The sequence below is a fragment of the Nonomuraea aridisoli genome (assembly GCF_003236395.1).
Classification (GTDB): domain Bacteria; phylum Actinomycetota; class Actinomycetes; order Streptosporangiales; family Streptosporangiaceae; genus Nonomuraea; species Nonomuraea aridisoli.
This window is the reverse complement of the sequence record NZ_POUD01000551.1, coordinates 1-1,528: the sequence shown is the minus strand read 5'-3', so window position 1 is coordinate 1,528 and position 1,528 is coordinate 1. Positions and strand designations below refer to the sequence as shown.

The 1,528-nt window shown below is 71.3% G+C and carries 2 protein-coding genes; both read right to left on the bottom strand.

The genetic code is table 11. The annotated features are described in order from the left end of the window. A partial coding sequence (locus C1J01_RS49455) for a hypothetical protein (protein ID WP_220040492.1) occupies positions 1-513 on the bottom strand: 513 nt, incomplete at its 3' end. Positions 514-556: 43 nt separating this feature from the next. Next, positions 557-1,528, bottom strand: a 972-nt coding sequence (locus tag C1J01_RS47985; protein WP_220040491.1) for a hypothetical protein, incomplete at its 5' end; no start/stop codon positions are given.

The following is a 1,528-nucleotide window of genomic DNA, read 5'->3' as shown; positions in this document are numbered from 1 at the left end:
GGGTGGCCGGCGAGTCGCCGGCCTTTCAGCTGGCGTCAACCGGGTGGGGGTGGGCCACCGGGTCGCTGGGTCTTGTGCCGGCCGTTGGGTGAGCGTGCGCTGCACGCTCGGCGACGATGGAGCCGGCACGGACGCGTTCTGCTCGGTGGAGGAGGGGAAGGCCAGCCACACCCCGAGACCGGCGCAGGCCAGCAGCACCGCGATCGGTGCAATCATCCTCCAGTTGGCGCGCTCCGGCTCCGGGCCGTACCAGGCGTCGTCGCTGTCGGGAGGTTCGACGGGCGGCAGCGGGTTGTGGAGCAGACGCCCGGTCCGCGGTGAGGCGGGCGGGCCGGGCGCGTCTGCTTCGGCGTCCTCGGGGGCCTGCGGGCCTCGCCGGTCCGGCTGGGCGGCTTCGGTGACGTGTTTTTCGACCGGGTAGCCGCCGTCGACGTCGGCGAAACCCCGCGGGCCCTCATATCCGGGGTACGGCAGGTGCTCGTCAGGGAGCTGGGGCGGGTCGTCGGGTCGCATCTGGCCTGAGTTCTCCACGCCGGGGGTGAGGTGCGGTTGCGGGTCAGATGAGAATGAAGATCTCGCTCGCTCCCTTGGCCAGTGCGGCGAGGTCGGCGGTGATGCCGCATTCGGTGGAGGCCGGGTCGAAGACGACGGCCAGCCGCCCGCGCAAGTCCTGGCTGATCAGCGCGTTCCACATGGCGTTGCTGGTCAGGGTCGCGTCCTGGCAGCCGGCGTCGAGCAGCCGGTAGGTCTGCCCCTGATCGGTGCTCTTGTGTCCCCACAGCGTGATGGACGGCACGCCGAGCGAGATGGCGGCGCCGAGCCGGGCGTCGATCTGCGCGCCGGCCTGGGCCTTGGTCCAGGGCAAGGTGTCGCCGGCGTGGGCCAGGCCGTACTCGCGGCCGCGTATGTGGACAAGGGTGTCCCACTCCAGCGCGCGGACGCTCATCCATTGCGCGCGGGCGGCCAGCTGCGGCGTGATCGCGGTGGGCTTGCCGGTTTTCGGGTCGGACACCTGGTGCTGGCTGTAGGTGCGGCCGAACAGCCCGGTGGACATCTCCACGCGGTCGACGGCGCGCGTCTTGAGGTAGCGGCCGACGTTGTCCTTGGTGGCCAGCGGCGCTTTGGCGCGCATGGCCTGGATGCATTCCTTGGAGGATCCGCAGCCGAGCTCGGGCACGACCACGCCGATGGCCAGCTGCTTGCCGGGCAGTGCGGCGCGCAGGGCGCGGCCGGCCTGGGTGAGGAAGCGGGTGACGTCGTCGGCGTCGGTGAATCCGCTGTAGCCGAGGTTGTCGGCGAACTTGACGCCGGTCACGCCGGGCTGCTTGCCGGCGTCGATGAGGGCCTGCAGCGCGGTCTTGAACTGGTCGTCGCCGGCGATGTAGTCGTCGGAAAGATCGGTCTCCACCCAGATGCGCATCCGGGGGCGTGCCGCCGCGGCCGCCTTGATGGCCTGGACGGCGGAGCCCTCGTCGGCGGCGGCACGCCCCCGGATCTGTCTCTTATACCCATCTCCGAGCCCACGAGA